Raw genomic sequence first — 24,734 nt, 5'->3', positions numbered from 1 at the left:
AAATGCCAAACCGCGCCCTGCTTCTCAAGCTGCTCTCTGCCGTGATCCTGTTCGGCGCATGGGAGATCGCAGGCCGTGTGCCTGTCAGCTTCGCCTTTCCGACTTTCCTCGAATCCATGAGCGCGCTTCTGGCGATGACGCTGGATGGCAGTATCTTCGAAGCCTATGCCGAAACCCTGAAACCGCTGGCCATCGGCGTCGCGATTTCCGCCGTTCTGGGCATCGCCATCGGCCTGTGGGTTGGCCTGAGCAACACGTTCGACTGGCTGTTCTCGCCCATCTTCATCGTCATGCAGGCCGCGCCTTTGGCCGCACTGATCCCGCTGCTGGTCTTGGCATACGGAATTGGTCTGACCTCCAAGGTACTGGTCGTCTGCATCATGGCGATGCCGGTGATTGTGCTGAACACATCGGGTGCGGTACGCAACACACCGGAATCGTTCAAGGAAATGGGGCGGTCATTCCTTGCCTCTGAAACCGCGATCATCCTGCGTATCGTCATTCCCGCCGCATCCCCGGTGATCTTTGCGGGCCTGCGGCTTGGCATCTCAGCGGGTTTTATCGGCGCGATCCTGTCCGAGTTGAAAATCACACCCACAGGCGTCGGCGACATCATCACTTACAGCCGCTCTATCGCGGATTACCCCAGCATGTACGCCGCCATCTTCTCGATCATCCTGCTCGCGGTTCTGTTTCTGAACCTGCTCGAAAAGGTCGAGACCACTCTCTTCAAAGGAAACCAACGTGACTATGTCTCAAACTAAGGAAACGATCACGCCAGCCGCTTCCGCCTCGTTCGAAAGCGCGGTTTCCGCTCGGAACATCTCCAAGAATTACGGAGATGTCGAGGCGCTGCGGAACATGTCCTTGGAGTTCCCGCGCGGTCAACTCACGTCGTTGCTGGGACCGTCTGGCTGCGGCAAGACCACGTTGCTCAAGATCATCGCTGGCCTGCTGAAACCCTCCTCAGGCGAGGTCGAGGTGAACGGGAAAAAGGTCACAGGCCCCGGCCCCGACCGTGCCTTCGTGTTTCAGGACTTCGCGCTGCTGCCTTGGGCCACCGTGTTGCGCAATGTGGCGTTTGGGTTGGAAATGCGGGGGGTGGCAGCCTCTGAGCGTGAGGCGCGCGCCGAAAAATACATCAAGGAAGTCGGCCTAGCCGGATTCGAAAACGCCTATCCGCACGAATTGTCCGGAGGGATGCGCCAGCGCGTGGGTCTGGCGCGCGCCTTGGCTGTGGACGCCCAAGTGCTGTTGATGGACGAGCCGTTTTCAGCCGTCGATGAACAGACCCGCCGCAAGTTTCAGGAAGATCTGCTGCAACTGGTGCAGAACGAAAACAAGACCTTCATCTTCGTGACCCACTCGATCGAAGAGGCCGTCTACGTATCCGACCAGATCGCGATCCTGCTGCCGCGCCCCAGCCGCGTGTCCGAGATCATCCGGCCGTCGAATTTCCGCAGCAAAGGCGTCGACAACATTCGGCGCGACCCGGAATACCTTGATATTGTAGATGAAATCTGGGCGTCGCTCAGAACCTACGTGGAATGAGGCGGGCAGAATGATCGTATTTGGTTACCGCCTTCCCGGAATGTCGTCACTCCTGCTATGGGGTCTCCTGTGGGAGATCGTCGGTCAGGCGGGCGTGACATTCTTTGTCCCACCGTTGAGCACGGTTCTGGGCACGCTGTTCGAAATCCTTGGAACAGCCGCGTTCCAGAAAGCGCTGTTCGAGACCGCCTATGCGTTCTTTGCCGGGGTGTTCTTCGCCATCGTGATCGGCATCCCTACGGGCATCCTGATGGGCAAAAGCCGCCTGCTGGACGAATTGCTTCTGCCATGGGTCAACGTTTTCCTGAGCGCACCGCTGACCGCTTTGGTTCCGGTTCTGATGGTGCTGTTCGGCTTTGGAATGAAGTCGATCATCATCACCACCACGCTTTTTGCGATCTGGATCATCATCCTGAACTCGCGCGCCGGGGTGCGGCAGATCAATCGATCGCTGGTCGAAATGGCGCACAGCTTTGGCGCCTCCCCAACTGACGCCTTCTTCAAGATCTACTTCTGGGCCGCCCTGCCCGAGATCTTGGGCGGTGTGCGGATCGGCATCATCCGGGCGGTCAAAGGCGTGATCATCGGACAGCTTCTGATCTCGATTGTCGGCTTTGGCGCCTTGTTCGAACTCTACTCGGCCAACTTCCTGATGGGCCATTTCTGGGCGGTTCTGATAGTGCTCTTCGCGCTGGCGTTCACGATCTCGGAATTCCTCGCCTACCTTGAACGGCGCGTGTCCTACTACGCGGCAAAGCGGTGATCGGAATGGAGGCACAAACCGCGTGAGTCATCTGACACTGACACTGGCGACCTGGGACCATGACCGCGTTATGGCGTTGCATGAGGGGCGCGTCACGGTGCCCGGCGTCACGCTCGAAAGCCATATCCACCCGACCTCCAAGCTGTTCCCTTGGGCGGTGCAGGAAGCGCGGTTCGATATCACCGAAATGTCGGTGTCCAGCTATGTCCTGCAACTGTCGCGCGGCGGGTCGGACTACACCGCGATCCCCGCATTCGTCAGCCGCGCGTTTCGGCACAGCGGGTTCTTTGCCCGCGCCGGTTCCGGCATCGAAAGCCCAGCCGATTTTGCTGGTCGCCGAATTGGGGTACCGGAATACCAGATGACCGCCGCGCTTTGGATGCGGGGTATTCTGGCGGATGAATACGGTGTGGCCTGTGACGACATCCACTGGCGCACAGGCGCTCTGGATGAAGGTGTGCGGCGCGAACGGCTGGAACTGGCGCTGCCCGAAGGCATGGTGGTCGAGCCGATCACCGAAGGCGACACGCTTCAGGATATGCTCCTGCGTGGAGAGATCGACGGGTTGCTTGCCCCCAAGCCACCGCAGGCGTTTCTGGACGGCAACCCGGACCTCGTGCGCCTGATCCCCGATTTTGAAGCAGCAGAGCAAGCCTATTACGCCAAGACCGGGTTCTTCCCGATCATGCACCTGATCGGCATCCGCAAGAGCGTGGCCGAGCAATACCCCGATCTGCCCCGCGCGCTTTATGACGCCTTCGTGCAATCCCGAGACATTGCCATGGCACGGCTGCGCTCGGTCTGGCTTGGCAATGCCAACCGCATGACATTGCCCTGGCTCAATTCCGCGATGGAGCGGACGCTGGCCAGCATGGGGCCTGATTACTGGAGCTATGGCTGCGCCGCCAACATGGCCGAGATCGAGGCGATCTGCCGCTATTCGCTGGATCAACACCTCGCTGCCGGTCCGGTTGCGCCGGAAAGCCTGTTCCACCCATCGGTTCTGGATACCTGAGATGATGGAGATTTGGCACGCAGGATTGGGATGGCCGACAGCAAGCGCGCTGCTTGCTGTCAGCTTTGCCAGTTCGTTTATCACCATCGCCTTTGGCATCGGCGGCGGCGCCGTGATGCTGGCGGTGTTGGCGACGCTTCTGCCCGCAGCGGCCATCGTTCCGGTGCATGGGTTGGTGCAACTCGGGTCCAACGCAGGACGCGCCGCAATCATGACGCGCTACATGCGCTTTGACCTTCTGGGGCCGTTCGCAATCGGGGCGTTGATCGGCATCGTTCTCGGCGGGTCTCTTGTGGTGCAGCTCGAGGCAGGCTGGATCCAGATCGGTGTCGGTCTTTTCATCCTGTGGTCCGTCATTGCCAAGCCACCTGCCTTTCTGAAGAGGTCCGGCGTGGTCACGGGCGTGTTTTCCAGTTTTCTGACGATGTTCTTCGGTGGCACCGGGCCGTTCGTGGCAACCTATGTCAAAGCACAGGATCTTGATCGTCATGCCCATGTCGCCACCCATGCGATGTTCATGACGCTGCAGCACCTACTCAAGACCGTTGCCTTCGGCATTCTGGGTTTTGCGTTCAGCATCTGGGCCGGGCTGATCATCCTGCTGATCGTCGCTGGCGTGCTGGGCACGCTGGCTGGACGTGTGATGCTGGCCAAGATCGACGACCGGCGGTTCCGCATCGTTCTGAACGTCATTCTAACGTTGCTGGCGGCGCGACTGATCTATGCTGGGGTCGTCGACATCTTTTTTTCGGATACGGCACAACTGCCGACTGGAGGACGTGACTAACCTGCAAAGACACTGCGCGATCTTTGCGGGCGACCATCATCAGCGCGTGTGAACTTGAACATGAAAACGGGAGGAAACCATGTCCATGAAACCAACGATCACCCGCCGCGCCCTGCTGGGAACAGGCGCCGCTGCTGCTACGCTCACGCTGGCCACACCCGGCCTCTTGCGTGCCAGCACATTCCCCGAGCGGAACTTCAGCGTTTACATCCCCACCGCCGAAGGCGGCGGTGCAGACCGCAACTTCCGCGCATTCTCGAGCGTCTGGAAAACCCGCCTTGGCGTTGAATTTGAGCCCAGCTTCTATCCCGGTGCATCCGGCCGCGTGGGCTATGAAATCTACATGGGTAAGGCCGAGCCAGATGCCTACAACCTGCTCTTCGGCAATATCGGACCGGAAGTGCTGAACTGGGCAATGCAGGCCCCAAGCTTCGACATCAATGACTACATCTATTTCGGTCAGGTCGACAAAGACCCCTGCTGTCTGTTCGTGGGTGCGGAAAGCCCGCTGAAGACGATGGACGACATCATCGCGGCCGCGAAGACCCGCAAGCTAAATGTCGGCACCAGCCGCATGGCGCACCCCGCGTCGATTGGATTGCTGGCGTTGGGTGACAAGCTGGGGCTCGATTTCAACCTGATCCCGCTGCAAGGCGGCAAGGGCACCGTGGCCGGTGCCGTGACGGGCGAAGTCGATTTCTCGGTCCTGACATCGGGTTCGGTGATCGCGGCGGGCGACGCGGTGAAAACGCTGCTTGTCTTTGGAGACAATATCGTCGGCGAAGCGCTCGACAATGCGCCGAGCATCAACGACGCCTACGACATGGACCTGCCCGAAATGCTGTCCACCCGCGCCTTCGGCATCCACAAGAAGGCGGTCGATGACTATCCGGACCGCTTCGAGGTCCTGACACGGACCTTCAAGGAAACCCACGAAGACCCGGCCCTGATGGAAGCCTATATCGCGTCCAAGGGACAGCCCGAATACCTTGTCTATGCGGGCGTCGAGGAATGCGAGGCCGAAAAGGCTGCGATGCTCGAACTGGGCGCGCGCTACAAGTCGCTGCTCAGCGGCGCGTAACACCTGCCAACCGGATCGGCAGCGCACCGCGCCTGCCGGTCCATTCCCGGACCTCACTCCGCATACAGGACGCAGACATCATGTCATCCGAGCATCACAAACCGCCACGCCAGATTGGCGGAGAGCTTGTCATCCCCATCCTTTCGGTGGGCTTCACGATCTACTTCTTCATGACGATCTGGAACTCTCCCTGGACGGCGCAGGTCAGCACCTTCTTGATCGGAGGCATCCTGCTGTTTGTGTGCGCGATCTTTTTCATTCGCTGCGCCATCTGGCTCAGCCGCGGCGAAGGCACGCTGGGGTTCGGAAACCTGTTTACGATGGACGACTTCCGCACCGGGCGGATTGGTCTTCTGATCACCACAATCGGTTATGTCGCCCTGATCGACAGCCTTGGCTTCACCCTGACCACCTTCCTGTTTCTGGCGGTCAGCATGCTGATCCTCGCACGTGGCAAGAATGCGGTGTTCATCACCATGATCTCGGCGGCCATGGCGTTGACCGGTTGGGCAGTGTTCATCTGGGCGTTTGACACACGCTTCCCGCGCGGCTGGTTCGAAACCACGATGAAGGCGGTACTGGCCAATGGATAGCAGCACAGCCTCGATCCTCACCGAAGTGTTCTTTGAAACGCTCGGCTACTGGTACATCATCATCCCGACGATTTTCCTTGGCCTGATCGTCGGCGGGATCCCCGGATTTTCGGCGGCCAACACGATCATCATCCTGATGCCGCTGACACTTGCTCTCGACCTGCAATCGGGGTTGGTGTTCATGATTTCGCTTTATTGCGCGGCACGCATGGGCGCGGGCATTCCGGCCATTCTCGTCAACATTCCCGGCACGGCAGGCGCCGCTGCAACGCCGCTCGACGGCTACCCGATGGCCAAACAAGGGAAGGGTCAGCAGGCGCTGGCGATTTCCTTTGTGGCCTCCTGTATCGGCGGTCTGCTGACGACGATCATCGCCTTGGCGGCCATGCCCATCCTTGCGCGGGTCGGGTTCTACATGCACTCGGTCGAAATGATCGTGGTTATGCTGTTCGGCATTTCCCTGATCGCGTCGATTGCGGCACAGGACATGGTCAAAGGTCTGATTGCCGGGTTCTTGGGCCTGATGATCGGCTCCATCGGCACCGATGTGGTCTACGCCACACCACGCGGGACCTTCGGGTTCCTCGAACTCTATGACGGGGTGCCGCTGATCCCTGCCCTTGTCGGCCTCTTTGCGGTCTCGGAAGCCTTTGTCATCATCGAAAAGCGCGTGATCGTGAACCATGACGGTGAACCCAAGGCCCCCAACTGGGGCGACACGTTCGAAGGCGTGAAGATCGCCCTCAGCCGCTGGGTGCATATCGTCTGGACCTCGATCATCGGTCTGGTCATCGGCGTGATCCCCGGTGCAGGTGCCTCCATCGCCAGCTTCGTCGCCTACCAACAATCGCGCAGCTTCTCCAAAACGCCCGAGCTTTATGGCACCGGCCACCCTGAAGGCCTGATCGCACCTGAATCCGCCAACAATGGCGTCACCTCCGGCACGCTGGTGCCGCTGCTGGTGCTGGGCATTCCCGGTGGCGCGACGGCGGCGATCATGCTGGTGGTGATGCAGTTCCACGGGGTGAGCTTTGGCCCGTCGCTGTTCGAAAACCAGCCCAAGGTCGGCTACGGCATGTTCATGGCGATGGCGGTCAGCTACGTCTTCATGTTCCTCACGATCCTTCCGCTGTCCCGTTACATGAGTTACGTGACCACGATCCCGACGATTTACCTCGCGCCTATGATCATCAGCTTCACGCTGGTCGGCGGGTTTGTCCCGCGCGAATACATGTTCGACATGTACCTCGCTTTGGCCTTCGGGGTTCTGGGCTATATCGCCCGGCGCACCGGGTACCACGTCGCCGCGATCCTGATCGGGGTCATTCTCGGGCCGCTTCTGGAAAAGTATTTCCTCTGGTCACTCAAGAAATCCGATGGCGACATCATGGTTCTTTTCTCGTCCACGCTGGGCAACATCCTTTGGGTCGCCTTCGCAATGTCGATCATCCTGCCCATTGTCTTCGGCATGCGGCGCAAACGCAAACTCGAGGTGCCTGCAGAATGAAACGCGAAGTCGAATTCGAGCTGTCCCGCAACATCCGTCGTCTGGGCCACCTCGACATTGAAGGCGGCGGCGAAGTGGTTGTCCGGGGCAGCTATGCCTATGTCGGCCACATGAAGCCGCCTATGGGCACCTCGATCATCGACGTGTCGGACCCCGCCAATCCAAAAGTGGTGTCCCATGTCGCACCGCCCGATGAGTGGTCGCACACCCACAAGGTCAAGGTGGTCGGTGATCTGATGATCACCAATGTCGAAATGGACCGCCGCCACTTCCTGCGCAAAGGCGACAAGATTGCAGGTCTTCGCGCCGAAGGGCTATCGGACGACCAGATCGCAGAGAGGCTGTCGGTCAAACTGTCGGACATCCCCGTACTCGAAGAGGCTTTGGCGCGCGGCTATCATAGCGGCGGCTTCCGCGTCTGGGACATCTCGGACAAGACCGCGCCCAGGCTGCTGTCCTACGTCAAGACACACGGCTTTGGTGTGCATCGCTTCGATATGGATGCCAACTACGCCTATATCTCGACCGAGATGGAAGGGTATGTCGGCAACATCCTCGTGATCTACGATCTGTCTGACCCCACCAATCCGACCGAGGTGTCGCGCTGGCATATGCCGGGGCAGCATGTGGCGCAGGGTGAAACCCCCACCGGCGTCGGCTACAGCCACCGCTTGCACCATGCCATGCGCTGTGGGGATGAGCTTTGGGCTGCAGTCTGGCATGCGGGCATTCGCGTGCTGGATGCCAGCGACATCACCAAGCCGACGCTCAAGGGCAGCTACCGCTTTCCAAAGGGCATCCCGGAACCGACCCACACCGTCATGCCGCTGGAACAGCCGATCAACGGTCGGCGCTATGCCATCGCCATTGACGAGGAACACGACCACAAACCGGGGCGTCTGCACGGCTTCATCTGGGTGATGGACGTGACCGACTTGAACAACATGGAACCCATTGCAGCCTGGGACCTGTCAGAACGGCTGTGCCCCTGGGTCGGCGAAGCGGGTGTGCGCTTTGGCGGGCATCAGTACCGCGAAAAGCTGGACAGTACGCTGATCTATGCCACGTGGTTCGCGGGTGGTCTGCGCGTGTTGGACGTGGCCGATCCGCACCTGCCCGTCGAAGTGGCGCATTTCATGGAACCCGGCCCCACTGGCGCACCGCCGCAGTCGAACGATGTCGATGTAGACGAGAATGGCCTGATCTATGTCCTCGACCGCAACCGGGGCCTCGACATTCTGGAGATGAGCCTGTGAGCGACAACGACCTCCTGCCCCCCAGTGTCGACCCCAACACCAAGGCGCTGGGCATCCGCCGCGTCAGCGCTCGGAACGAGGCCTCCACCCGATCCGTGATCATGGTGCGCAACCATGTCGTCATCACCGATGAGAAGGAATCGAACACCGGGCCGACTCCTTTGGAAATGACGCTGTCCTCACTGCTTGGCTGCGAGGGCGTCATTATCAACCGCTGCGCCGAGGCGATGCAGTTTGCCTATACCGCTGTCGACATGGAAGCGAATGGCGAGGTTGACCAGCGTGGCAGTCGTGGCGTGCAGGGCGTGCGCCCGTATTTCAACTGGGTCAAACTGCGCATCCGCGTCCATACCGACGAGACACAGGAGCGGTTTGACCGGCTCACACGGAACGTGGAATACCGTTGCCCGGTGATGAACCTGTTCAAATCGGCGGATGTCGATGTCCAGATCACATGGGAGCGTGTTACAACGTGAGCCTGAGCCTGACGATCAACGGAACACGGCACGACATCACGTCAGACCCGGACACTCCGCTGGTCTATGTCCTGCGGGATGAGCTCAAGCTCAAAGGCACAAAACTCGGCTGCGGGTTGGAGCAATGCGGTGCTTGTGCGGTCATGGTCGATGGCAAGGTTGTGCTGTCCTGCGTAACTCCGGTCGAGGTGTTCGACGGCAAGGACATCACCACCATCGAGGGCATCGCCGAGACAGAGATCGGTCAGCGCGTGCAGCGGGCGTTCATTGAAGAGACCGCCGCGCAATGTGGGTATTGCACCTCCGGGCTTGTGGTCGCGGCGACAGCGCTTCTGTCCGAAAACCCGGCACCGGACAGCGCAACCACCAAAGCCACCCTGACCCCACATCTGTGCCGCTGTGGGTCGCATCCGCGTGTTCTAAGTGCCATAAAACGGGCTGCAGGCACATGAGCCTTGACGCGTATCCTCTTGTTTCCGATTGGTTAACGCCGCAAGACAATGACCTTCTGATCCACACCGGAAAGGTGGATATTGGTCAGCGCATTTCGACCGCGCTCGTCCGGATCGTGCAAGAGGAACTGGCGCTGCCTCTCTCGCGACTGGATGTCGCGGCTGTTCGCACGGACCATGCGCCTGACGAGGGGATCACCTCGGGCAGCAACTCCATCGAACAATCTGGCCGGGCCGTTGCAGCCGCCGCCGCGACCCTGCGCAAGCACCTTCTGGATGCGGCAATCAACCAACATGGCGGCACCCCATCGGATTGGGCATTTGAGGACGGGTACATCCACCGCCCCGGCACCAACATCCGGATCAACCTGATCAGCCTGGCCCAAGATCTCCCACCCGATCTGGCCATAGATCCCGATCTGCCCCGGCACATCCCGGTCACGCCCCCCGCCCCGGACATGCGCGGCATCGCCGACATGGTCACAGGCCGCTTCACCTATCTGCACGACATTGACCTTCCGGGTATGTGGCACGCGCGCCGCGTCAGCCCGCCCCATGCGCGCGCCAGCCTTCGGGACATCGACCAGACGGTGCTGGACCGGATCACAGGCGATGGTCTTCATGTCGTGCGGGATGGCAGTTTTCTGGCGGTGACCGGCCCCGGGGAATGGGCTGTCGTCAAAGCAGCGACACGGCTTGGATTGGCCTGCAATTGGGACAGCGGTGGCGGATTGCCAGAAACCGATGTGTTTGCCCATTTGGCCCCCGAAAACGCGCAGCGCTTTCCGGTGGTCAACGGCACCCCGCAAAAAGTCCCTGTGCCGGAACCGCTCGACGCCCCGGACCTCAGCGGTCGGTTCGAACGCCCCTACCAGATGCACGGCGCGCTGGCTCCGTCGGCGGCGCTGGCGGAATGGACCGGCGAACGTCTTTTCGTAAAAAGCCACAGCCAGGGCATCTACCCATTGCGCGAGGCGATTGCCGACAGTCTTGGTCTTGCCACAGACCAGATCGAGATCACCCATGTGCAAGGCTCCGGTTGCTACGGTCACAATGGCGCGGACGATGCAGCCTACGAGGCCGCCTGTATCGCCTTGGCCCATCCGAAAATTCCGATCCTGCTGAAATGGTCACGCGAGGACGAACACGCCTGGGAACCCTATGCACCCGCGATGGCGGTTCAGGTCGATGCGAAGCTGGCCGATGGCCGCATCGCTGCGCTTTCCGCCGAAGCGCACAGCGACACCCATCGCGGCAGGCCCCGTCCCGGCCCGAACCGCGCAGGTCCGGCAAAGCTGCTGGCCAACAGGTTTCGCGCAGAGGCGATGGCGCCCTATATCGCGCCGCCAAACATGGGCAACCACGCGGGGATGCACCGGAACCTTGATCCGGTTTACGACATCCCCGAGAAACGTCTGGTCAAGAACCTTGTCCAAGGCCTGCCGCACCGCACATCCGCCATGCGCTGCCTTGGGGCCGTCGCCAATATTTTTGCGCTTGAAAGCACACTGGACGAAGCCGCGCATAGTGCCGGAGCAGACCCCATAGCCTTCCGCCGCGCGCATCTGAGCGACCCACGCGCTGTGGCGGTTTTGGACGCCTTGGAACATCGCCTGCCCCCGTTGCCCGAAGGAATGGGGCGAGGCATCGCCTATGCCCAGTACAAGAACGCGATGACCCGCGTTGGTCTGGCCATGGATCTCGCCGTCACGGACACAGCCGAGGTCAAACTGCACTGCGTCACGCTTGTGGCGGATGCGGGCCGCGTGATCGACCCCGATGGCCTTCAGGCGCAGCTTGAAGGTGGCGTCATGCAAGCGGCAAGCTGGGCGCTTTATGAACAGGTGACCTGGGACCGCGACGGTATCACCTCGCGCGACTGGGACAGCTACCCGGTGATCCGCTTCGACAATGTGCCCGACTTCGACATCACGCTCCTGAACCACCCAGACCAGCGCTCTGTTGGCGCGGGTGAGGCCTCACCCGGACCCACGGTTGCCGCGATCGCCAACGGGATCTTTGCTGCCACAGGGCTGCGCCTGCGCAGGATGCCGTTCACTCCGGGTGCGATCACACAGGCCGCGTTGGACCTTTAGTCCAAAACACGCGGCGGGTTGCACGAACCCCGGCAAGCTGGCACAGCTAGGGCAACAAGTGCGGAGTATCCCATGTCCAAAACCGTCTTTCTGATCAACGGTCCCAACCTGAACCTTCTGGGCAAGCGGGAACCCGCAATCTATGGCGCGGACAGTTTGGACGACGTGGCAAACCGCTGTGTAGCACTCGCAAAACCTGCCGGGTTCGATCTCAAATCCATGCAGTCGAACCATGAAGGCCAGATCATCGACTGGATTCATCAGGCCCGTGACGAAGCTGAAGCCATCATCATCAATCCCGGCGCCTTCACCCACACCTCTGTCGCAATCTATGACGCGCTTCAGGCTTATGAAGGGCTGGTGTTCGAAGTCCATATCTCCAACGTCCACAAGCGCGAGGCGTTCCGGCATCATTCCTACGTGTCCGCCCGCGCCGAAGGCGTGATTGCTGGGTTCGGTATCGAAGGCTACGAGTTGGCGCTGCGCAGGGTGATCAGCCTTTTGGGCTGACCCTAGAACGGACCATCCTCAAGCACGCCATCCGCTGACATCTGCGCATAGAGCAAGCCTTCGCGCAGCCCACGGTCTGCGACGGACAGCCGATCCGTCGGCCAGCAGCGCAGCAATGCCTGAAGGATCGCAGCGCCAGACATGATGAGCGCCTGACGGTCAAGCCCGATGCGCGGATCGGCCCGGCGTCCTTCTGGGCCAAGCTCCAGATAATTCGAGATTACCTTTTCGATCTGGTCTGACGTCATCCGCAGCCCATCTACCTTGGTCCGGTCGTAGCGTTTGAGACCCAAATGGCTCGCCGCGACAGTGGTCACCGTGCCGCTGGTGCCAACGATCTGGAACCCTTCGCGTGCCTGCTCGTCTTTGTAAGGTGCGAATTCGGCAAGGTTTTCCTCGAAATACCAGCTCATCAGCGCATAACGGGCTGAATTGCTTTCCACGTCCGAAAACTGGTCACGCAGCGTCGCAACCCCCAAGGGCACGCTGATCCAATCCACGACGCGGGCGGCGGGGAACGGGCTGTCCTTGGTGTGGAACCCGGCATGCAACCGCATGATTGCGCGCGGACGCTCGAACGCCGGCACAGCCGTCAGATCAATCCAGACCAGCTCGGTCGACCCGCCACCAATGTCCACTACCAGCAACTGTTCGGTCTTGGTGCTGACCAGCGGCGCACAGGAGATGACCGCCAGCCGCGCTTCCTCCTCCGGCTGGATGATTTCGAGGTTCAGTCCGGTTTCGCGTTTGACCTGCCGAATGAAATCCCGTGCATTGTGCGCCCGGCGGCAGGCCTCTGTCGCGACCAACCGCATGCGCGTCACCTCGTGGCGGCGAATCTTCTGCTGACACACGCGCAGCGCGGAAATGGTCCGGTTCATCGACGCACGACTCAGACGGCCGGACTTTTCAAGACCGGCCCCCAGCTGCACGGATTTGGAAAAACTGTCGACAACATGGAATTGGTTGCCCTTTGGCTGGGCAATCAACATACGACAACTGTTTGTGCCCAGATCCAGCGCGGCATAAAGCTCGGATGGGTCGGGCCGTGACGGCGCGGGGCTCTCTACCGGTTTCGGGAATGCGCCCGCACCTTTGGGACGCTTTGGCGCCATGACTTCGCGCCTTCCGAATATGTAAGTTACCTCAACCCTAAGCCCGCTTTGACTGCGGCGCAAGTTTCGTGATGCACCAAGGTAAAGTTATGAGAGGGCCTCATGCAAAGCCTGAGAATTTTGGACCTGCAAAAGCATCGCCATTCGCCTTGTCCTGACCTAATGTCGCCTCGGGTCGCAGACGGAAGCGGACACGTCGAAATTTGCACTCTTGTGGTACATGCCCTCCATTACGAAGACGCAGGCGAAACAAAGGAATCACGACATGCCGGATGTCACAATTGTCTACTGGCGCGATATCCCGGCTCAGGTGATCGTGGGCAAGGGCCGTCGTGGCGCCAAGGCCCAACTGCCCGAACGGTTCGAGCAGGCGATTGACCGCGCGGCGATGAAGATCGGTGCATCCGATACCGACAGCTACCTCGCCGAATGGCGCAAGGCAGCGCCTTACGAGCTCGAGGGGGACCCCGAAGAGGTCTGCTCTGCCGAGGCGGCCCGCATTGATGCGGAATATGACAAGGAACGCCTCAAGGCGTTGATTGATAACGAAGGCTGGGCGTAAGCCCCCATGACCCTGAGGGAGGCCATCATGGCATTGTTGAATTTCCGCAAGCGCGAAACCGTCGAAAACGGCACCACCCCCGAGATGGAAGCCTTCCTGAAAGGCTATTCCATCGAGGTCATGCCGCGTACGGCCGAGAAGGTCGAGGATTTCCGCGCATTGCTGGCCCCCGGAACCCGCGTCTACATTGCCCATATCGAAGGCACACCAATCGAAGACATGGTGGCCACCGCCAAGCGCGTTGCCGCTGATGGCTACCCGGTCATGCCGCACTTCCCGGCCCGCATCATCAAGGATGAAGCGACACTGGCCGATTGGATTGCCCGCTACCAGGGCGAAGCCGGTGTCGATCAGGCGCTGCTGCTCGCAGGTGGCGTGAACCAGCCGAACGGTGATTTCCACAGCTCCATGCAGCTCATGGAAACCGGTCTGTTCGACAAGGCAGGCTTCAAGCGTCTGCATGTCGCCGGTCACCCGGAAGGCAACAAGGACATCGATCCCAATGGCGGCATGAAGAACGTCGAAGACGCGCTGCGCTGGAAGCAGGCGTTCTCGGAACGCACCGATGCCAAGATGGCGCTGGCCACCCAGTTCGCCTTTGACGCCGATCCGATCATCAAATGGGTCGACGACCTGTCCGCTGCTGGCATCAAGCTGCCGGTGCATATCGGTATCGCCGGTCCCGCCAAGCTGCAGACCCTGATCAAGTTCGCCATCGCCTGCGGTGTCGGCCCGTCGCTCAAGGTTCTGCAGAAGCGTGCCATGGACGTGTCCAAGCTGCTCCTGCCGTATGAGCCGACAGAGGTTCTGACCAAGCTGGCCGCGCACAAAGCCAAGAACCCCGAGTTCAACATCGAACAGGTGCATTTCTTCCCGCTGGGCGGGATCAAGACCAACGCCACCTGGGCCATCGAAAACGGTGGTGCTGGCACTGCACCGGCCGCCGCGAACTGATCTGACCTGATGCCAGCCCTGCTTTTTGATCTCGACGGCACCATGCTGAATTCGGACCCCATTCACGAGGCCGTCTTCACCGAGCTGTGGGCCTCGCGGGGGCTTCCAACCCCGCACGGTTTTTATATCGAGCAGGTTCATGGCCGTCTGAATGTCGATGTGTTTGCAGAACATTTGCCGGACGAACCGGACCCGCAGGGTTTGAGCGAGTGGAAAGAGGCACAGTTCCGCGACCGTCTGCCCTCGCCCTACCCGGCGACACCCGGACTTGAGGCGTTTCTGAATCGCGCGCAGGCGCAGGGCTGGCAACTGGCCGTGGTGACCAACGCCATGCGCCTTAATGCCGAAGCGATGCTGGGTGCCATCGGCTTGCGCGACCGGTTCGAAGTGATCGTGATCGGCGAGGAGTGCGCGCATGGCAAGCCCCATCCACTGCCCTATCTGACCGCGATGCAGTTGCTTGGAGAGTCGCCCGAGACCTGCATCGCCTTCGAGGACAGCCCCTCCGGCATGCGTGCCGCCGCAGCCTCCGGTGCCTATAGCATCGGTGTCCGCTCGGCGCTGAGCGACGCCGAACTCCGCGCCGTTGGCGCAAAGATGACGATTGAGGATTTCACAGACCCCGCGCTGCCGGACATTCTGGCCCGCATTGAAGGAGTAGCCGCATGACCCGCACGATTGTCGAGTCCAAGACCAAAACCGCCATCATCGGGTTCGATCAGCCGTTCTGCGTGATCGGTGAGCGGATCAACCCGACAGGCCGCAAGATCCTGAACGAGGAACTCGAACGCGGCGATTTCAGCCGGGTCGAGGCCGATGCGCTGGCTCAGGTCGCCGCAGGCGCCAACATCCTCGACATCAACTCGGGCGCCGTGTTCTCGAACAAGATGGCCGAAGACCCGCGCTACGCCGACAACAACTTTGTCGAGCCGACATTGATGAAGGAACTGGTCGAGCGCGTCCAGGCCGTCACCGATTGCCCGCTCTGCATCGACTCGTCTGTGCCCGGCGCGCTGGAAAACGGCCTTGCCGCTGCCGAAGGCCGCCCGCTCTTGAACTCGGTCACAGGCGAGGAAGAACGTCTGGAACTGGTGCTGCCGCTGGTCAAGAAATACAACGTGCCGGTTGTGGCGATTTCCAACGATGACACCGGCATCTCGGAAGACCCCGATGTGCGTTTTGCCGTGGCCAAAAAGATCGTCGAACGCGCTGCCGATTTCGGCATCCCGGCGCATGACATCGTGGTCGATCCGCTGGTCATGCCAATCGGTGCCATGGGGACCGCCGGTCTTCAGGTGTTTACACTGGTCCGTCGCCTGCGCGAGGAACTGGGTGTAAACACCACCTGCGGTGCATCGAACATCAGTTTTGGCCTGCCCAACCGTCACGGCATCAACAATGCCTTCCTGCCGATGGCCATGGGTGCCGGCATGACATCCGCCATCATGAACCCGGTCGCCCTGCCCGTCGGCCCCACCAAGATCGCAGAAAAGCGCGCCGAGGTGGCCGCAGCCGGAATTGTTCTGCCCGAGGACTTAGACGACGAAACCTTCTGCATCCTTTTCGGCCTCGGTTCGACAAAACCGCGTCCGGGCAAGGAAATGGAAGCCATCCGCGCGGCCAACTTCCTTACCAACAATGACGAAGGCGGCGGTGCATGGATTGCGTTCAACCGCCAGCCGCCGAAAGCCGGACACGAAGGCCGCGGCCGTGATGGTCGCACCGGAGGCCGCCGCCGCCGCGCATAAGAAATAAGAGCACTTCCGTGCCTTTAACGGGCACGGAGGTTCCTTATTCAAACTACAAGCGCCGTTTTGCGACACTGCACCGAACCTGTATTGCAGGTATTGCAGGAAATCTGCTTAACGATTTTTTAACTACGCCGTTCCAGAATCTTCGTACGAAGATTCTGGGGCCCATCCATTAAATTCTGAGGTCTTTGGAAACTGGCAATGAGACAGCACAAAGACCTTAGATCGCGACGCCGCGACGTCCCGCCAGATCGGTGAAGTATTGCCACGCCACCCGGCCTGACCGCGCACCGCGTGTGGCTTGCCATTCAATCGCTTCGGCGCGCAACGTCGCATCGTCGATCTCGACCCGGTAGGCATCACAATAGCCCCGGATCATCGCCAAATAGTCGTCCTGATTGCACGGATGGAATCCCAGCCACAAACCAAATCGGTCCGACAAAGAGACCTTCTCTTCGACTGCCTCGGACGGATTGATCCCAGATGACCGCTCGTTTTCGATCATGTCGCGCGGCATCAGGTGGCGGCGGTTCGACGTGGCATAGAACACGACATTGTCCGGACGCCCCTCGACACCGCCATCCAGCACCGCTTTCAGAGATTTGTAATGCTGGTCATCATGGCTGAAGCTCAGATCGTCGCAGAAGAGCAAAAAGCGGTGATCAGCAACCCGAAGCAGGTTCAAGAGCCGCGCCACGCTGGGCAAATCCTCACGTTGCAACTCGACCAGCTTGATCGGCAAATCTTCGGCCAAGACAGCCGCATGCACTGCCTTCACAAGGCTCGACTTCCCCATCCCCCGCGCGCCCCACAAAAGCGCGTTGTTGGCAGGCAGGCCACGGGCGAACTGGCGCGTGTTGGCCAGCAACGTATCGCGGCTGCGGTCCACACCCACCAAAAGCTCTACAGGAACGCGGCTGACCTTGGGCACGGGTTGCAGGTGATCGGGGTCCATATGCCAGACAAAGGCATCCGCCACGTCATAATCCGGCGCTGGCTGCGGCGCGGGGGCAAGACGCTCCAGCGCGGCCGCGATCCGCTCCATCGGGTCGGTCACTTCTTCGCGTCCTCGTCGAATTCTCGCATCAAGGGGTCGTCATCCATACCCTCGGCAGGGTCGTCCTCGAACCAAAGCCCCTGCGCGCGCAATTCCTTTTCGCGCTTCTTTTCCACGCGACGGACCAGAATGATCGACACCTCGTAAAGACCATAGACGACGGTAAAGAGAATGAGCTGCGTCACAACATCAGGCGGCGTCACCAACGCGGCCAGCACAAGAATACCCACCATCGCGTATTTGCGCACGGCAGCCAGACCATCCGCCGACACAAGACCCGCCTTGCCCATCAACGTCAACAACACCGGCAACTGAAAACATAGGCCGAATGCCATGATGAACACCAATGAGGTCTGAAGGCTTTCGTTCACCTTGCCGAAAAAGGTGATCTTCAGGCCTTCATTGGTCGCTGGCACCACAGCCGTAGGGTCCACATCTACGGAATCGGACAGGAGGTTGGCAAAGAGCGATGGCGCATCGGTAAAGCCAAGAAAAAAGGCCATCGCCAGCGGGGTCACGACAAAATGCGCAAAGGCCGCGCCCAGCAGGAACATCACCGGCGATGCGATGATGAAGGGCAGGAAGGCCGATTTCTCGGACTTGTAGAGTCCCGGCGCAACAAAGCGCCACATCTGGTGTGCAATCACCGGGAAAGCCAGCGCAAAGCCAAACACCATGCCGATGCGGAAAAGCACAAACAGGTATTCCTGCGGGCTTGTGTATTGCAGCGTCGGGGCTGGATCCCCAAGCGCGCGGAGCGTGTCTTCGATCGGTACGAGCAGGAAACGCAGCACATGTTCCGCAAGAAAGTCGCCCTGGATCGGGATGAACAGAACGCAGATCCCGACAAACAGGGCCAGCACCGACCGGATCAACCGGGTGCGCAGTTCCGCCAGATGCTCGATCAGCGGTGCGCTGCTGTCCTCGATGTCGTCGTCGCGGGCACTCATCTCATGCGTCCTTTTCCGGCGCAGCGTCGGCTTTCAATGCCGCTTCCATTTCTTCGGCCTTTTTCAGCGCCTCTTCCGCCTCGCGTTTCTTGCGATCGGCAGCGGCACGTGCAGCGCTGGCTTCGATCTTTTTCTTGGCGGCCTCGCGTTCTGCGGAGAGTTTCCCGGTGTTGCTGGATGGGTCGAGATTGGTCATCGACTTCGCGGCGTCCTTGACCCCGTCCATCGCGCTGCCCAGCGGATTGGTGGCCGATTTGAACGTCTTTTGCACATCGCGCACACCGGATTCGTCGGCGGCATCGTTCATCGCGCGGCTGAACTCGCGCGCCATCCCACGGGCCTTGCCCATGAAATTGCCCACCTTCCGGAAGAGCACTGGCAAATCCTTGGGGCCGACAACGATCAACGCCACCACCCCGATCACCAAAAGCTCGGCAAAGCCAAGATCGAACATAATCGTTAGACCTTGTCCTTGTCTTTCTCGCCTTCGGGCGTCACGTCTTTGGCGCTTTCGGCTTTCTGCTCTTCAAGCTCCTGCTTGCCCTCGTCCACGCCTTTCTTGAAGGCGGTGATACCTTTGCCGACTTCGCCCATCAGCGACGAAATCTTGCCACGGCCGAACAGCACCAGCACCACAACGGCGATGAGCAGAAGGCCCGGCAGACCGATATTTCCGATACCCATGAAGTCTCTCCTTACCGGCAGGCAGATGCCTGCGTTGCATTCCATTGCGGTTATGTAATGGCTCGCGCCGCCCTGCGAAAGGACGAAAACACGCCATTTCGGGCCGTTTTTGTCAAGAGCTTGTCAGTTGACAGGTTTTTGTCAGTATTCATGCACCGCAGCACGGAGAATCACATGAAACGCAGCGACCGGCTTTATGCCTTGATGCAACGCCTCAAAGACGGTCGCCTGCACACTGCCGAAGCGATGGCGCAGGATCTGGGTGTGTCGGTGCGCACGATCTACCGTGACATGGACACACTTGCCGCGTCCGGAGTGCCGGTCGAGGGCGCGCGAGGATCAGGCTACACCGCGCAGGCGATGATCACCCTGCCCCCGCTCAACCTGACCCAGACCGAACTTGAGGCGCTGCATATCGGACTGGCCGCCGTGGGCTCTGCCGATAGCGAAGACCTCGCGACGGCAGCGCAAGCGCTTGCCGACAAGATCGACGCGGTGCTGCCCGAGGACGTAGGCACCCCAGGTGGTAAATTCGGCTTTGCCACCTATCCCTTTGCCGAGGCAGCGCAGGGCTTTCGCCACATGCCCGCCTTCCGCAAGGCGATCCGCTCCCGTCAGAAGCTGCGATTGCGGCTCGAGAATGACGACCAGTTCCACACCGTGCGCCCATTGCATCTGGACTACTGGGGTCGCATCTGGACCTGCGTCGTCTGGGATGAAACGGAGGCAGGGTTTGCCACCTTTCGCATGGACCGGGTGAACGACCTGACCCCATTGCCGGGGTTGTTCGTCGATGAGGCGGGCAAAACGCTCAAGGATTTTCATGCCTTGCAGTCTTGAGCGCAGAATGCTGCACTCTCCAAGGACGCGGAACACCGCGCCGATGGGAGGTCAACATGGGTCTGCGGTTCTTTTCCGATAAAAATCGGCCAGTGCATCTTGGACCGTTTCCGCTGGAACGCGCCGCGCGCGGCCCTATGCCAGACCCGGCGGCAATCCCGCGCCATCCCGGCCTCAGCTTCCACCGCCCCGAGGACCCCTCCTCTATCGTCAACGCGATGGGCGAGTATCAGGCGATGATGGACGCGATCCGCGACGGGCTTGTGAACAGGGCCAAATCCGTCATTCCGGATGATTTAAAAGACCGCGCCAACCATTTGAAAGCGTTCGGCTATTTCTCGGACGCCACAATGGTGGGGATCGGCCCTCTGCTGCCCGAGGCGCATCTGCCGGAACCACGGCTCAACCCAGATATTGACCGCCTTGCCCATGATCTGAAGACCAAACAGACCAAAACGCTGGCCTCGGGCATCGACATGATCATGGCCGATCTCAAGGAGTCGATGGAGGCCCCACCCAGCACAATCGACGGCCATCACACCGCTTTGGTGTTTCTCTACGAGATCCCCCGAGACCCGAAACCCGGCGAAACCGGAACTGCATGGATCACAGATGCGCAGGCGCACCGCGCCTGTCTGCGGGCGACCGAGACCGCCGTGGTGATCGCCAACTACATCCGTTTGCTGGGCTGGGACGCCAAGGCGCATACCGCGACCAGCACGGATGTGGACCTCAACATCTGTACGGTTGCGGCGGGTCTGGCGTACGGGACATCCGGACGGTTGGTCAATCCGTGGCTCGGCGACCGGTTCGGCGTGGCCGTCGTGACAACCACGCTCGACCTCGCCCATGACGCCCCTTTGTCCAGCGAGCAACCAAAATCCCTTACGCACGGCCTCGCGTGGAAACTCGGCACCACCTCGGCCCGCTCGGGCCTCAACCCCCACCCGTTCGACAGTCGACGATACGTTGATGGTCCTCATCCGTTCGAAACGCTCAAACGGGTGGACACGCCCACCACCTATATCGACGAAGCCAACGTGTCCCGCGTGCCCAAACGCGCGGATCTCTTTGCCCGTGCCCAGTTCGGAGACATGGGCAAAAAGCTGCAGGATGGCGCAAAGGGGGGGTATTACGTGCGCAAGGCGGCCCCGTCGGCGGCGCAGAGGCGGATGCTTGGGGCCTTTGTATTATTGCAAGACGGACCACGCGAAAACGGCCCACGTCCTGCAAATTTGCAAAACAACGCAGACGCGATCAAGGCCACGGGCTATTGGCTGGGATGTGATGCGGTCGGGATCAGCCGCTGTCCGGACTGGGCGTGGTACAGCCACGACGCGCGTGGGGAACCCATTGATCCGCCGCATGATCAGGCGATCAGCGTCATCATCGACCAGGGCTACGAGACGATGGAGGGCGCATCCGGTGACGACTGGATCAGCGTCGCGCAATCCATGCGGGCCTATCTGCGGTTCTCGTTGCTGGGTGGAGTTTTGGCCAAGCAGATCCGCAATCTGGGGTATTCCGCCAAGGCGCACACCGTCATGGACGGCGAAGTGCTGCAACCTCCGCTTCTGCTGCTGTCGGGGTTGGGCGAGGTCAGCCGGATTGGCGAGGTGATCCTCAACCCGTTCCTTGGCCCCCGACTGAAGTCCGGCGTGGTGACCACCGACATGCCGCTGGCACATGACAAGCCCATCGACTTCGGCCTGCAAAGCTTTTGCGAAAGCTGCAACAAATGCGCCCGCGAATGTCCTTCGGGGGCGATCACGGCCGGGCCGAAACTCATGTTCAACGGCTACGAGATTTGGAAATCCGACAGCCAGAAATGCGCCACCTACCGCATCACCACCGAAGGCGGCGCGATGTGCGGGCGCTGCATGAAGACCTGCCCGTGGAACCTTGAAGGGCTGTTTGCCGAAAAGCCGTTCCGCTGGGCGGCGATGAACCTGCCCAAGGCAGCACCTCTGCTGGCCAAACTGGACGACGCGGCTGGGCGTGGCGGGTTGAACCCGGTGAAAAAATGGTGGTGGGACCTCGAGTTGCAGGACAGCGGCAGCTACGCGCCGACCACCCACCCGGTCAATGCGCGCGACCTGCAAAAGGACCTCGACCTGAAATACGAGGACCAGACGTTGGCCGTCTACCCCGCCCCGTTGGCCCCACACCCCTACCCCTATCCGGATCCGATGGACCGCGAGGCCGGGATCGAGGCTTATACCAAGATGGTCAGCGCGGACGAACACAAGGCGCGGCTGGCCAAAGGCGATACCTCGCATCTGCACCGTCCGAAGGATGCCACCGAAAGCCCGGTGGTGCCCGTGGTGGTGAGCAAGGTCGAAAAGATGTCGCCCACGGTGACGAAATACGAATTCCGCCATGTCGACGGGCATGAACTGCCCGAATGGACGGCTGGCGGGCATCTCGATCTCGTTGTGGCACCGGAGTTCCTGCGCCAATACTCCATGTCCGGCGACCCGGCGGATCGGTCGGTCTACCAGATCGGCGTCCTGCGCGAGGATCAGGGGCGCGGCGGGTCGGCGCTTTTGCATCGGATCTTTGCCGAAGGGCGGCGGGTCTTCGTGTCGAAACCCATCAACCATTTTCCACTGGTCGAGGACGCGACATTCACATGGCTTATGGGCGGCGGGATCGGCGTCACCCCGATGATCGCCATGGCGCACCGCCTGCACGCGCTGGGGCGGCCCTTTGCCCTGCATTACTCGCTCAAGACCCGCGCCGAGGCCGGATATCTGGACGATCTGGCCAATATGCCTTGGGCCGACAAGGTACACATTCATGTCAGCAACGAAGGCACCCGCGCCGATCTGGAAGCGCTGATCCCGGACTACACGAGCGGCCAGCACATCTACACCTGCGGGCCTGATCTCTACATGAACGCCGTCATGGAAGCCGCTGAACGCAAGGGATTCCCAGACGACGCAAAACATCTCGAATATTTCGCCGTGCCGGAACTGCCCGAGTACGAAAACCACCCCTTCACGCTCACCCTCAGCGATGGACGCAGCTTCCACGTGCCGGCGGATCAGACAGCGACGGATGTTCTCAACGCCAATGGTGTGGCGGTGGACGTGAAATGCTCGGACGGGATTTGTGGTGTGTGCAAGGCGCGGGTCCTAAGCGGTGCCGTCGAGCATCGGGATTTCGTGCTGTCCAAAGCCCAGCGGCAGGACACGATCATCCTGTGTCAGTCGCGTGCCGCAGAGCCCGATGGCGAGATCAAGATCGAGTTGTAAGGGGCTGAAATATATTAATGGTTTTCAGGAAACCCTTCAAAAATCTTGGCTGCGCGGCCCACCAAAGAACCGCGCAGCCGGACAGCCTTAGCTGTCGGCTTCCGGCATCAGCCCTTCGGTCTGTGCCACCGCCAGTTCATCGGCATTGATGAGACCGTCCCCATCGGCGTCCACCGCCATGAACGTGTCCGTTGTGACTTCGGGCAGGATCGCCTGCACCTCTTCCAGAGACAGCATCCCATCCTGATTGGTATCTGCGGCCATATAGTCGGCGGCAAAGGCGGCCACCGGCAGTGTGATCAGGCTTGCAGCGATCAGTCGGGTCAATGTCAGTGTCATGTTGGTCTCCCATTCGGTCCTGTTGACGAAGCACCGCGTCTTGCGGCCTTCACGAGGTATGAGCGCGAAACCCGTCCTCGCGTCCCACCCACCGAGGACGATGGCGCAGACCTGCCCAAACCCGCCCAAACCATGCGCAATCCGCCGCGCAAAACAGGCCGCGTTTCGCCATCGGCGGAAACCCCCGGGATGGTCGGGGAAATCCCCGCTGTCATACTTCCCGCCATGGACACAACACATCTTTCCCGCCTGCGCGCCCGCGCCCGCCGCCTGACACGCAGCCCTCAGGATGCCGAAGATCTTTGCCATGAGGTCTGTCTGGCGTTTCTGGAACAAGAAGCCCTTGGCGCGCGGATTGCGCGCCCCTTGCCCTATATGATGACCGCCCTGCGCCATGCCGCCGCCGCCCGGTCTCGCCGGATGGCGCGGGAAACACCGATGGACACAGACCATGAACCCCAGGTCGAAGATGCAGCACTAGCCTGCCTCTGTTCGGAGGTGCTGGCGCATCTGGATCACCTGCCTGCCCCGGACCGCGCCTTGTTGCGGCGCGTGGCGTTTGAGGGGGTCACGCCCTCCGAACTGGCCGAGGAGATGGAGGTGCCCTTGGGGACAATCATGTCCCGCCTTGCCCGCGCCCGTGCGCGCCTGCGGGATGTCGTGGGGATTGCGTCGGTGTTTTGAACTGAGAGAGGGCATGCATCCGACCCGGTGGGCCAGAGCGAAATAGAAAAAAAGGGGGCCGCAGTGGCCCCCTTTGGAGTTTCGCTCGTCAAGCTCTCAAGTTGTACACCGCTCGGAATAATCTTGCCTGCGGCCCGACGCGCGTCAGAGGCGGGCGCACCCGCCCCGTGACTGTCGTGTTGAGGGCACCATGCGGTGCCTTCAACGTTCTCACTTCTTGTTCGGACGCTGTGTCAGCGCCGACGCTGCTGCCGTTTTGGCAGCCTTTGAAGAATTCGGATTTCTGAGCACTTTGGCTGCAGCAGATGCAGCTTTCTTGCTGGTCACTTCCGAATTTGATTTTCGAGACATGAGTGTCTCTCCTTCAAATATCCACAGCGGGTACGTGGGTAAGTCGCATAACAACCATGTATCTTCTGTGGGTTGGCAGCGCGTCATTGATTGCCGAACTCGT

The 24,734-nt window shown here is 60.7% G+C and carries 26 protein-coding genes; 20 read left to right on the top strand and 6 right to left on the bottom strand.

What is annotated here, in order from left to right; translation table 11 throughout:
* Window positions 1–2: 2 nt before the first annotated feature.
* From ACMVPR_RS05495 to aroQ, 13 genes are all read left to right on the top strand, one after another.
* On the top strand, window positions 3–764 hold the full coding sequence (locus ACMVPR_RS05495) for an ABC transporter permease (protein WP_300584053.1): 762 nt from the start codon (window positions 3–5) through the stop codon (window positions 762–764).
* Complete coding sequence (locus ACMVPR_RS05490; RefSeq protein WP_416884623.1) at window positions 751–1,551, top strand: ABC transporter ATP-binding protein; 801 nt, start codon at window positions 751–753, stop codon at window positions 1,549–1,551. Before ACMVPR_RS05495 ends, ACMVPR_RS05490 begins: the two co-directional genes overlap by 14 nt.
* A gap of 10 nt (window positions 1,552–1,561) precedes the next feature.
* Window positions 1,562–2,314 carry an ABC transporter permease gene (locus tag ACMVPR_RS05485; protein WP_300584057.1) on the top strand — a complete coding sequence of 251 codons (753 nt, stop codon included), beginning with the start codon at window positions 1,562–1,564 and terminating at the stop codon, window positions 2,312–2,314.
* Between the two features lie 22 nt (window positions 2,315–2,336).
* A complete protein-coding gene (locus ACMVPR_RS05480) occupies window positions 2,337–3,329 on the top strand; it encodes a 4,5-dihydroxyphthalate decarboxylase (protein ID WP_416882037.1) in 993 nt (330 codons plus the stop codon).
* Window position 3,330: 1 nt separating this feature from the next.
* Window positions 3,331–4,116 carry a sulfite exporter TauE/SafE family protein gene (locus ACMVPR_RS05475; RefSeq protein WP_416882036.1) on the top strand — a complete coding sequence of 262 codons (786 nt, stop codon included), beginning with the start codon at window positions 3,331–3,333 and terminating at the stop codon, window positions 4,114–4,116.
* Between the two features lie 79 nt (window positions 4,117–4,195).
* Complete coding sequence (locus tag ACMVPR_RS05470; RefSeq protein WP_300584063.1) at window positions 4,196–5,197, top strand: tripartite tricarboxylate transporter substrate-binding protein; 1,002 nt, start codon at window positions 4,196–4,198, stop codon at window positions 5,195–5,197.
* 80 nt (window positions 5,198–5,277) lie between these two features.
* Window positions 5,278–5,790: a tripartite tricarboxylate transporter TctB family protein gene (locus ACMVPR_RS05465; RefSeq protein ID WP_416882035.1), complete on the top strand. Its 513-nt coding sequence runs from the start codon at window positions 5,278–5,280 to the stop codon at window positions 5,788–5,790.
* The gene (locus ACMVPR_RS05460) at window positions 5,783–7,297 is read left to right on the top strand and encodes a tripartite tricarboxylate transporter permease (RefSeq protein WP_416882034.1); all 1,515 of its coding nucleotides are present in this window, start codon (window positions 5,783–5,785) and stop codon (window positions 7,295–7,297) included. The genes ACMVPR_RS05465 and ACMVPR_RS05460 overlap by 8 nt, the downstream gene beginning before the upstream one ends.
* The gene (locus ACMVPR_RS05455; protein ID WP_416882033.1) at window positions 7,294–8,553 is read left to right on the top strand and encodes an LVIVD repeat-containing protein; all 1,260 of its coding nucleotides are present in this window, start codon (window positions 7,294–7,296) and stop codon (window positions 8,551–8,553) included. Before ACMVPR_RS05460 ends, ACMVPR_RS05455 begins: the two co-directional genes overlap by 4 nt.
* Window positions 8,550–9,029 (top strand): OsmC family protein, encoded by a 480-nt coding sequence (locus tag ACMVPR_RS05450; RefSeq protein ID WP_416882032.1) that lies wholly within the window; start codon window positions 8,550–8,552, stop codon window positions 9,027–9,029. The genes ACMVPR_RS05455 and ACMVPR_RS05450 overlap by 4 nt, the downstream gene beginning before the upstream one ends.
* The gene (locus tag ACMVPR_RS05445) at window positions 9,026–9,481 is read left to right on the top strand and encodes a (2Fe-2S)-binding protein (RefSeq protein ID WP_416882031.1); all 456 of its coding nucleotides are present in this window, start codon (window positions 9,026–9,028) and stop codon (window positions 9,479–9,481) included. The genes ACMVPR_RS05450 and ACMVPR_RS05445 overlap by 4 nt, the downstream gene beginning before the upstream one ends.
* Window positions 9,478–11,577: a molybdopterin cofactor-binding domain-containing protein gene (locus ACMVPR_RS05440; protein ID WP_416882030.1), complete on the top strand. Its 2,100-nt coding sequence runs from the start codon at window positions 9,478–9,480 to the stop codon at window positions 11,575–11,577. Before ACMVPR_RS05445 ends, ACMVPR_RS05440 begins: the two co-directional genes overlap by 4 nt.
* 72 nt (window positions 11,578–11,649) lie before the next feature.
* Complete coding sequence (aroQ, locus tag ACMVPR_RS05435; protein ID WP_416882029.1) at window positions 11,650–12,087, top strand: type II 3-dehydroquinate dehydratase; 438 nt, start codon at window positions 11,650–11,652, stop codon at window positions 12,085–12,087.
* A 2-nt stretch (window positions 12,088–12,089) separates the two neighbouring features.
* Here aroQ and ACMVPR_RS05430 read toward each other — a convergent pair whose 3' ends face one another.
* Complete coding sequence (locus ACMVPR_RS05430; protein WP_416882028.1) at window positions 12,090–13,202, bottom strand: Ppx/GppA phosphatase family protein; 1,113 nt, start codon at window positions 13,200–13,202, stop codon at window positions 12,090–12,092.
* Between the two features lie 265 nt (window positions 13,203–13,467).
* Between ACMVPR_RS05430 and ACMVPR_RS05425 the strand changes: the two genes are divergently transcribed.
* Genes ACMVPR_RS05425 through ACMVPR_RS05410 form a run of 4 tightly spaced genes read left to right on the top strand, consistent with a single transcriptional unit; the run spans window position 13,468 to window position 16,466 of the window.
* On the top strand, window positions 13,468–13,764 hold the full coding sequence (locus ACMVPR_RS05425) for a virulence factor (RefSeq protein ID WP_292267964.1): 297 nt from the start codon (window positions 13,468–13,470) through the stop codon (window positions 13,762–13,764).
* Between the two features lie 27 nt (window positions 13,765–13,791).
* The gene (locus ACMVPR_RS05420; RefSeq protein WP_416882027.1) at window positions 13,792–14,718 is read left to right on the top strand and encodes a methylenetetrahydrofolate reductase; all 927 of its coding nucleotides are present in this window, start codon (window positions 13,792–13,794) and stop codon (window positions 14,716–14,718) included.
* A 9-nt stretch (window positions 14,719–14,727) separates the two neighbouring features.
* Window positions 14,728–15,387 carry an HAD family hydrolase gene (locus ACMVPR_RS05415; RefSeq protein WP_416882026.1) on the top strand — a complete coding sequence of 220 codons (660 nt, stop codon included), beginning with the start codon at window positions 14,728–14,730 and terminating at the stop codon, window positions 15,385–15,387.
* A complete protein-coding gene (locus tag ACMVPR_RS05410; RefSeq protein WP_416882025.1) occupies window positions 15,384–16,466 on the top strand; it encodes a methyltetrahydrofolate cobalamin methyltransferase in 1,083 nt (360 codons plus the stop codon). The genes ACMVPR_RS05415 and ACMVPR_RS05410 overlap by 4 nt, the downstream gene beginning before the upstream one ends.
* A gap of 223 nt (window positions 16,467–16,689) precedes the next feature.
* On the opposite strand, the gene ACMVPR_RS05405 is transcribed toward ACMVPR_RS05410, so the two are convergent.
* From ACMVPR_RS05405 to ACMVPR_RS05390, 4 genes are read right to left on the bottom strand one after another with little or no spacing between them, the layout of a single operon-like run.
* Window positions 16,690–17,514 (bottom strand): ATP-binding protein, encoded by an 825-nt coding sequence (locus tag ACMVPR_RS05405; RefSeq protein ID WP_416884622.1) that lies wholly within the window; start codon window positions 17,512–17,514, stop codon window positions 16,690–16,692.
* Window positions 17,515–17,522: 8 nt separating this feature from the next.
* On the bottom strand, window positions 17,523–18,476 hold the full coding sequence (gene tatC / locus ACMVPR_RS05400) for a twin-arginine translocase subunit TatC (protein WP_416882024.1): 954 nt from the start codon (window positions 18,474–18,476) through the stop codon (window positions 17,523–17,525).
* Window position 18,477: 1 nt separating this feature from the next.
* On the bottom strand, window positions 18,478–18,930 hold the full coding sequence (gene tatB / locus ACMVPR_RS05395; protein WP_416882023.1) for a Sec-independent protein translocase protein TatB: 453 nt from the start codon (window positions 18,928–18,930) through the stop codon (window positions 18,478–18,480).
* A 5-nt stretch (window positions 18,931–18,935) separates the two neighbouring features.
* The gene (locus ACMVPR_RS05390) at window positions 18,936–19,160 is read right to left on the bottom strand and encodes a twin-arginine translocase TatA/TatE family subunit (RefSeq protein WP_300584089.1); all 225 of its coding nucleotides are present in this window, start codon (window positions 19,158–19,160) and stop codon (window positions 18,936–18,938) included.
* A 174-nt stretch (window positions 19,161–19,334) separates the two neighbouring features.
* On the opposite strand from ACMVPR_RS05390, the gene ACMVPR_RS05385 reads away from it, so the two are divergent.
* Together ACMVPR_RS05385 and ACMVPR_RS05380 are read left to right on the top strand one after the other, a co-directional pair.
* On the top strand, window positions 19,335–20,000 hold the full coding sequence (locus tag ACMVPR_RS05385) for a helix-turn-helix transcriptional regulator (RefSeq protein ID WP_416882022.1): 666 nt from the start codon (window positions 19,335–19,337) through the stop codon (window positions 19,998–20,000).
* 56 nt (window positions 20,001–20,056) lie between these two features.
* Window positions 20,057–23,257: a reductive dehalogenase gene (locus ACMVPR_RS05380; protein WP_416882021.1), complete on the top strand. Its 3,201-nt coding sequence runs from the start codon at window positions 20,057–20,059 to the stop codon at window positions 23,255–23,257.
* 87 nt (window positions 23,258–23,344) lie between these two features.
* On the opposite strand, the gene ACMVPR_RS05375 is transcribed toward ACMVPR_RS05380, so the two are convergent.
* On the bottom strand, window positions 23,345–23,596 hold the full coding sequence (locus ACMVPR_RS05375) for a hypothetical protein (protein ID WP_292268823.1): 252 nt from the start codon (window positions 23,594–23,596) through the stop codon (window positions 23,345–23,347).
* A 189-nt stretch (window positions 23,597–23,785) separates the two neighbouring features.
* On the opposite strand from ACMVPR_RS05375, the gene ACMVPR_RS05370 reads away from it, so the two are divergent.
* A complete protein-coding gene (locus tag ACMVPR_RS05370; protein ID WP_416882020.1) occupies window positions 23,786–24,280 on the top strand; it encodes an RNA polymerase sigma factor in 495 nt (164 codons plus the stop codon).
* Window positions 24,281–24,734: the final 454 nt, after the last annotated feature.

The organism is Marivita sp., assembly GCF_048006345.1.
In the GTDB taxonomy this organism is placed as follows: Bacteria; Pseudomonadota; Alphaproteobacteria; order Rhodobacterales; family Rhodobacteraceae; genus Marivita.
Note: the sequence above shows the minus strand (reverse complement) of the source record. Positions and strands in the feature narration are given on the sequence as shown.